The sequence below is a fragment of the Aliivibrio sp. 1S175 genome (assembly GCF_001690985.1).
In the GTDB taxonomy this organism is placed as follows: domain Bacteria; phylum Pseudomonadota; class Gammaproteobacteria; order Enterobacterales; family Vibrionaceae; genus Aliivibrio.
In genome coordinates this window covers 1-6775 of the sequence record NZ_MAJS01000043.1, presented here as the reverse complement: position 1 = coordinate 6775, position 6775 = coordinate 1, and the positions used below count along the sequence as shown (strand labels likewise).

At 34.2% G+C, this 6775-nt stretch carries 6 protein-coding genes and 3 tRNA genes; 3 read left to right on the top strand and 6 right to left on the bottom strand.

What is annotated here, in order from left to right; translation table 11 throughout:
• The 4 genes from A6E06_RS19610 to A6E06_RS12910 form a co-directional block, all read right to left on the bottom strand.
• The coding region (locus A6E06_RS19610; RefSeq protein ID WP_238933831.1) for a GTP-binding protein at positions 1–128 on the bottom strand (128 nt) is incomplete at its 3' end.
• Between the two features lie 94 nt (positions 129–222).
• Positions 223–297 (bottom strand) — tRNA-Gly (locus A6E06_RS12920).
• 35 nt (positions 298–332) lie between these two features.
• Positions 333–416: transfer RNA gene (locus A6E06_RS12915), tRNA-Tyr, on the bottom strand.
• A 43-nt stretch (positions 417–459) separates the two neighbouring features.
• Positions 460–535 (bottom strand) — tRNA-Thr (locus A6E06_RS12910).
• A gap of 195 nt (positions 536–730) precedes the next feature.
• Here A6E06_RS12910 and coaA point away from each other — a divergent pair.
• On the top strand, positions 731–1654 hold the full coding sequence (gene coaA, locus A6E06_RS12905) for a type I pantothenate kinase (protein WP_065593229.1): 924 nt from the start codon (positions 731–733) through the stop codon (positions 1652–1654).
• On the opposite strand, the gene birA is transcribed toward coaA, so the two are convergent.
• Together birA and murB are read right to left on the bottom strand one after the other, a co-directional pair.
• Positions 1655–2614, bottom strand: a complete 960-nt coding sequence (birA, locus tag A6E06_RS12900; protein ID WP_065593230.1) for a bifunctional biotin--[acetyl-CoA-carboxylase] ligase/biotin operon repressor BirA — start codon at positions 2612–2614, stop codon at positions 1655–1657. It abuts the gene before it with no gap.
• Positions 2598–3647 (bottom strand): UDP-N-acetylmuramate dehydrogenase, encoded by a 1050-nt coding sequence (gene murB, locus A6E06_RS12895; RefSeq protein WP_065593231.1) that lies wholly within the window; start codon positions 3645–3647, stop codon positions 2598–2600. The genes birA and murB overlap by 17 nt, the downstream gene beginning before the upstream one ends.
• A 72-nt stretch (positions 3648–3719) precedes the next feature.
• On the opposite strand from murB, the gene A6E06_RS12890 reads away from it, so the two are divergent.
• On the top strand, positions 3720–4151 hold the full coding sequence (locus A6E06_RS12890; RefSeq protein ID WP_065593232.1) for a GNAT family N-acetyltransferase: 432 nt from the start codon (positions 3720–3722) through the stop codon (positions 4149–4151).
• Between the two features lie 71 nt (positions 4152–4222).
• On the top strand, positions 4223–5575 hold the full coding sequence (gene pssA / locus A6E06_RS12885) for a CDP-diacylglycerol--serine O-phosphatidyltransferase (RefSeq protein ID WP_065593233.1): 1353 nt from the start codon (positions 4223–4225) through the stop codon (positions 5573–5575).
• The last annotated feature ends 1200 nt before the right edge of the window (positions 5576–6775 follow it).

The window sequence follows — 6775 nt, the reverse complement described above, 5'->3', positions numbered from 1 at the left end:
ACGCCACCGTAAATTTTAGCTAGTGTAGTACAGATAGCAGCAGTTAGAGTTGTTTTACCGTGGTCAACGTGGCCGATAGTACCAACGTTTACGTGCGGTTTCGTACGTTCAAATTTTTCTTTAGACATGATAGTCCCTCTAGGTACGGCTATTGGTGGTATATAATATGACCACGTAACCAAAAAATATATTTGAAAAAAATCATATAAGGAAAATAGGAGATGGAGCGTGCAGCGGGAATCGAACCCGCATCATCAGCTTGGAAGGCTGAGGTAATAGCCATTATACGATGCACGCAATGTAACTCGACTGAGCTATTTTACCTTGAAATATGGTGGAGGGGGACGGATTCGAACCATCGAAGCTTGCGCGGCAGATTTACAGTCTGCTCCCTTTGGCCACTCGGGAACCCCTCCAAATTTTAATCTCTCGAACTCTAAATTTAGAAGTTAAAGATGATGGTGCCGACTACCGGAGTCGAACTGGTGACCTACTGATTACAAGTCAGTTGCTCTACCTACTGAGCTAAGTCGGCACAATTGGTGCGCATTCTAGTTAATCTGGAAATATCATGCAACTTAAAAATCAAATAAAGTGTTTTTTTTTATCTTTTCAATGTAATTTCTGCCGATTCAATCAAATTCATCATTAAAAATAAGATAAGAACACTTTTTTCTTATTCTTCCTTATTGTATTGTTCACCCTTCTTTATCTCCGATAGGTAAACATTGTGAGCTCTTACTTAACCTTCCCCCGTGAAAGTTGGGCTGAATTACGTAATTCAACTCCTTTAACATTAACTGAGCAAGAACTTACACAACTACGCGGTATTAATGAAGAAATCAATATCGCAGAAGTAGAAGAGATCTATCTTCCATTAATCAGGCTACTCCAGCTTAATATTGATAGTCATAGAAAAAAAAATGCCATTTTGGAGGATTTCTTATTAAATGATGAGATAAATTCTCCTTTTATAATAGGTATAGCTGGAAGTGTTGCTGTTGGAAAAAGCACAACCGCGAGAATAATTCAAACGTTACTTAATCAATTAATCCCTAATTTAAGAACAGACTTAATTACAACAGATGGTTTCTTGTTCCCGAATGCAGTTTTAAATGACAGGGCGATTATGCACAGAAAAGGATTTCCTGAATCTTATGATATGCCTTCTTTAGTTTCTTTTATTGCTGACATAAAAGGTGGTAAAGATGCTGTAGAAGCTCCTATCTATTCACATCTTACCTACGATATTACGGAAGAAAAAAAGATAATCAGAAAACCTGACATTCTAATTATTGAAGGGCTAAATGTCCTGCAAAATAGTTATGATTACCCTAATAAACAACATAATAGATTCGTATCTGACTTCTTAGATTTTTCAATTTATGTTGATGCCTCTAAAGAACAATTAAAACAATGGTATGTAGAACGTTTTTTAAAACTAAGAACAAGTGCTTTCAAACAAAAAGGGGCATATTTTTCCCATTACACTGAACTATCAATCGATAAATCAATCAATAAAGCTGAACACATTTGGGATTCGATTAATGGTCTTAATTTAGAAGAAAATATTTTGCCAACTAGAAACCGAGCAAGCTTGATCTTATCAAAAACAAAAAACCATTCAATCAATAGTGTATCAATTCGAAAGTAGTTAACCTTTTTTAATTGATATTTCTCCCCCAATAAATGAAGCGGTTTGCCCATTATGCTCTAATAGAATCGCTCCTTGCTCATCAATGCCTTTACATACCCCATAAATCTTATTTGACCCCATTTGCAAAGTAATCTCTTTATCCATAAAATTGTCTAAATTCTTCCATCTTTTCACAAACGGTTTTAGCCCAAAGGTCTCAAATTCAATCATGCTTTGATGCAAAGATATTAATAATTCATTAGCAAGTCTGTTTCTTTGGTTTTTCTTACCTAAAATCGATGTTAGATCTACCCATGGTTGATCAATTTCAGCATCAAATCGAGGATCAAGAGCTACATTAATACCAACACCAATAACCACGTGAGCTGCACCACCAGACTGTGCTGAAAGTTCAATTAAAACGCCAGCTAATTTTTTATCGTTCCAGTAAATATCATTTGGCCATTTCAATTTTAAATTATTACAGCCTAATTTCTCTAACGCATTAACAACAGCAACTCCTACAGCAAGACTTAACCCCATAGTGGCAGCTAAACCATTATCAAGTTTCCAATAAAGAGAGAAGTATATATTACCGCCAAAAGGTGATACCCAAGTTCGCCCTCGTCTACCTCTACCTGATTCCTGGTACTCTGAAAAACAAGATTGGCCGGAGTCTAATTGATCCATTCGATTCAACAAATATTGGTTTGTTGAATCAACAACACCTAACAACTCAGGCTTTGGTAATTTATTATAGGTTATACTGTTTAACGATAGGAGTTCTATCGGAACTGATAATGCATACCCCTTACCTTTAACTTTATAAATTAATAAACCCCAATCTTGAATCGCTGTAATATGTTTACTGATAGCTGATCGTGAAATACTTAAGCTTTCACCAAGATCTTCACCAGAATGAAAACGACCATCACTTAATTTCTTAAGTATTGCCAACTTTTTAGCATGATCTTTCATTAAATAGCTCCGATAAAAACGTTTCTTTTGCCTCAAAATAAAATCTTACTTCATGTTCTAGCTCTATTTGATACATATCAAACACCTTCGCTTTAACATAATTTGCTAATTCTAAAACATCAGAAGAAGTCGCATTTCCATTATTAACTAAAACAAGTGCTTGTTCTTTATGGACTCCAGCCCCGTTAATATTGAAGCCCTTAAGCCCTGCATTATCAATAAGCCACCCTGCAGCAATTTTCTTTGCATCTCCAAATGAATAAGCCGGCATATTTGGATAAAGACTAATTAAGTCTGTATATTGTTTATTTGAGATTATTGGATTCTTAAAAAAACTGCCTGCATTACCTAAGATGTTAGGATCAGGTAGCTTCTTTGAACGAATTTCGCATATTTTTTTATATACATCTTTAGCTTTTGTATCTATTTTATCTAAACAAGCTAACGGCCCATAAGACAACAATGGTTTCCATTGCTTATTTAGTCGCAGAGTAACCGATGTAATGATCACGTTATCTTTTAATTTTTGTTTAAAAATAGAATCTCTATAACCAAAGAAACACTCTTCACTCTTCAATGTGTTAAGTTTTAATGTAGTAAGGTCTAAATATTCGACAGAATCACAGACGTCTTTTAGTTCAACGCCATAAGCTCCTATATTCTGTATAGGAGAAGACCCTACACAACCAGGTATCATTGCAAGATTTTCAACACCGTAATAATTATTTTCAACGCACCATTCGACAAAATCCGGCCAATCCTCACCACTTGAGACGGTTATCAAGTAGCTATCATCAAGTTCTATAACCTGTTTCCCCAAGATTCGATTCAAAATAACCACACCAGGAAAGGCGCCACAAAATAATGTGTTACTACCTCTGCCTAGAGGAAGTTTAGTTAAATTAGAATATTCTTCACAAGACCAGATATAAACTAAGTCTTGGGTACTTTCAGCTTCAATAATCAGGTCTGCGTCTTCATTTAAAGAAAAGCTATTGTAAGGCTTTAAATTTTTGGTAGGTAAAATTTTCATATCGACTATATTTTAAAGGCTAAATTAAGTACATTCTAACTTAATCCATACAAACTATATAGAATACTACAAATGAATCTTACCGTTTCCTACTTAGATAAAATTCGTCTTCCTCTCCTACATAAGTTATACAAAGAAAATTATCCATCAGGAAAACCAAAGGGAAAAGAAGATATTGTTATCTTAGAAGCAGATAACAAAATGGTCGGTGCGATACGGATAAAGGTATATGAAGACTGCCAGTTTTTAACCGGAATGATGATTATAAAAGAAATGAGACAACAAAATTTAGGTAGCTATTTATTAAAGCAACTTCCATCATTTTTACCATTCAACACCTCTTATTGCCTATGCGAACCGACCCTCTGTGGATTTTATTTAAAAAATAATTTTAAACATATAGAGGATAGTACGATACCAAATGCAATTAAGATTAAACACGAGCGTTATACAAAAGATGGGAAAAAACTAAATCTTTTAACATATAAAAAATCAACTATTTGATATTACTCTCGGCAATAGCCATTTAGTTTGCTAAAATTATCGATCTTATATTGATAATTTAATGATCGGTTATGAACTCAAAATCTCAAGAAAGTAAAGAACAGCTATCAAAACTTCCAATGTTGTCTCAAAATCCTGAGAATATTCAGACTCTTCATTCTGCTCAAGATTTTCGGTATGAACTGTTAAAACAAATAGAAAAAGCCAAGCATCGTATTTATATCGTCGCTCTTTACTTAGAAAATGATGATGCAGGAAGAGAAATATTCACCGCATTATATGAAGCAAAACAGAAGCAACCAACACTTGATATTAATGTACTTGTTGATTGGCACAGAGCACAACGAGGCTTAATTGGCGCTGAAGCTAGCGATGGAAATGCTGCACTGTATAGAGAGTTCTCTGAAAAATATAAACACTCAATTAATGTACTAGGAGTTCCAGTACGTAATAAAGAGGTTTTTGGTGTTCTTCATTTAAAAGGCTTTGTTTTTGATGATACTGTTATCTACAGTGGTGCAAGTTTAAACGACGTATATTTAGCTCATAAAGATAAATACCGTTTTGATCGATACCACATATTAAATAACAGCGATTTAGCTAATTCGATGGTGTCTTTCATTAACAAAACATTAATTACAAGCCCTGCAGTAAATTGTTTATCACAAAAAAACCGCCCTAATACAAAAACATTAAAACCGGCAATAAAGGAACTTCGTAAACAACTAAGTGTATCAAATTACCAATTTACTCCTCAATTAAGAAAGACAGGAGAAGTTGGTGTTACACCACTAGTTGGCCTAGGACGTAAAGGTAATAAGTTAAATAATCATATAAAGCTATTATTGGCATCTGCAACATCAGAAATTACGATTTGCACGCCGTACTTTAACTTCCCTAAGCCTATAGCAAAAGAGCTTAAAAAGGCCCTACAACGCGGTGTAAGAGTAACGATTATTGTTGGAGACAAAACAGCTAATGATTTTTATATTGCTCCTGAAGATGAATTTAGAACCATTGCAGGGTTACCTTATTTATATGAAATAAATCTAAGGAACTTTGCTAAATCAAACGAATCCTCCATAGCTAATAGACAGTTATCCCTTCATTTATGGAAACATGAAAACAACAGTTTCCATTTAAAAGGTATGTGGATCGATAATGAGTTCACACTTATAACAGGAAGTAACTTAAACCCAAGAGCCTGGAAGTTAGATTTAGAAAATGGATTACTATTACAAGATCCCGAACAACTGCTTCTTTCAAGTAAACAATCTGAGCTTGATGTAATATTTAAACATACTCAAGTTATTGGTTCATATAAGCAAATCGATAAGCTAGATAGCTACCCTATTGATGTAAAACGCTTAATAAAACGAATCAAGCGCATTAAGGCAGATCATATCTTGAATCAAATTCTATAATTAATAAATTAGAGCATGGGAACTAGACAATCTCATGCTTTTTCATCAAGCACTATACTCTTCAAGTCACCTTTTAAAAATTTCAAATACCCCAAAAACCAGTTAACAACTCCTATCTAATTAGCTTAACCATTCTTGTATTAGATACTAAATAACATGATCTAATTTAATGGCATAATGAATTTATCCATCTAAAAACACGCCCAACCAACTCTGCTCAGTTAACAACAATAACTGAAGCCTTTAAAGCTAAATCAGCTATGACTACGTTGGTTAAACAGCGATAAGATGAATTAAGCGGGGTGATGCCAAATGCATAACCTATAACTCTCGATCAGATAGAAATTCGTGAATTCAAAAAGAAGTTTGCTCGTCTTGAGGATAATAATGACATACAAAAGTTATACTCAAAACATCCCGCCCATCAGTAATAGCTCTGCTGAGGCGAAAAGCATAGCAAAGATGGTATCTAAGAGAGCGTATAACTAAGCTAATGGAATAACTTGATGTTAAGCGCCAAAATCAGATTTGGCCGGTGATGTAACTTACATTTTAATTGGTACAATAGAGGGTTATTTAGTTATTATTAATCTATTTCCACGAAAAATGATTAGTCATCATAACTTTTACCAGACCGCTAAAACGCTTTCGATGAGTTAGGCAAAAACTTTAAGCCTCATATTTCATAGCAATCAATGTCACCACTATACAAGCTTAAAATTCAGACAAAAATTATGGCGATATAAAATAATTCAGAGAATGAGTCGCCGCTGCAATTGTTGGGGGTAATAGACCAATGAGAAGCTTAAAGTGAATGGGTTCCTAACAGGAGATATGGAAGCTTTACTGAAGCAAAAACATCCAATAGCTAAATATATAATAAATTATTGCTATAATATCAGGCCTCATCTACACAATAATTGATTACAACCTAACTTTGCAGAATAACAACATTACTTAGACTATAAAACGGTGGCTAGCTTTACTTACGACGACACAAGACTACATTACACTTTATCGAAGACTAAGTACCTTTCGACTCAATATAAGTTATATTAATACACTAAACTCTAGATCATCATATCAACGTTTAACAAAATAATTATTCATTTATAAAATAGATGTCTTTTATACAGACGTAAAAAAGCCCTAATCTTTCGATTAGGGCTTTTTAAAATAGTGGCGGAGTGGACGGGACTC

Bases quoted from the DNA above. Each gene is read 5' to 3' on its own strand.
- birA (WP_065593230.1), bottom strand. From the start codon at position 2,614: ATGAAAGATCATGCTAAAAAGTTGGCAATACTTAAGAAATTAAGTGAT.
- murB (WP_065593231.1), bottom strand. From the start codon at position 3,647: ATGAAAATTTTACCTACCAAAAATTTAAAGCCTTACAATAGCTTTTCT.
- A6E06_RS12890 (WP_065593232.1), top strand. From the start codon at position 3,720: ATGAATCTTACCGTTTCCTACTTAGATAAAATTCGTCTTCCTCTCCTA.
- pssA (WP_065593233.1), top strand. From the start codon at position 4,223: ATGAACTCAAAATCTCAAGAAAGTAAAGAACAGCTATCAAAACTTCCA.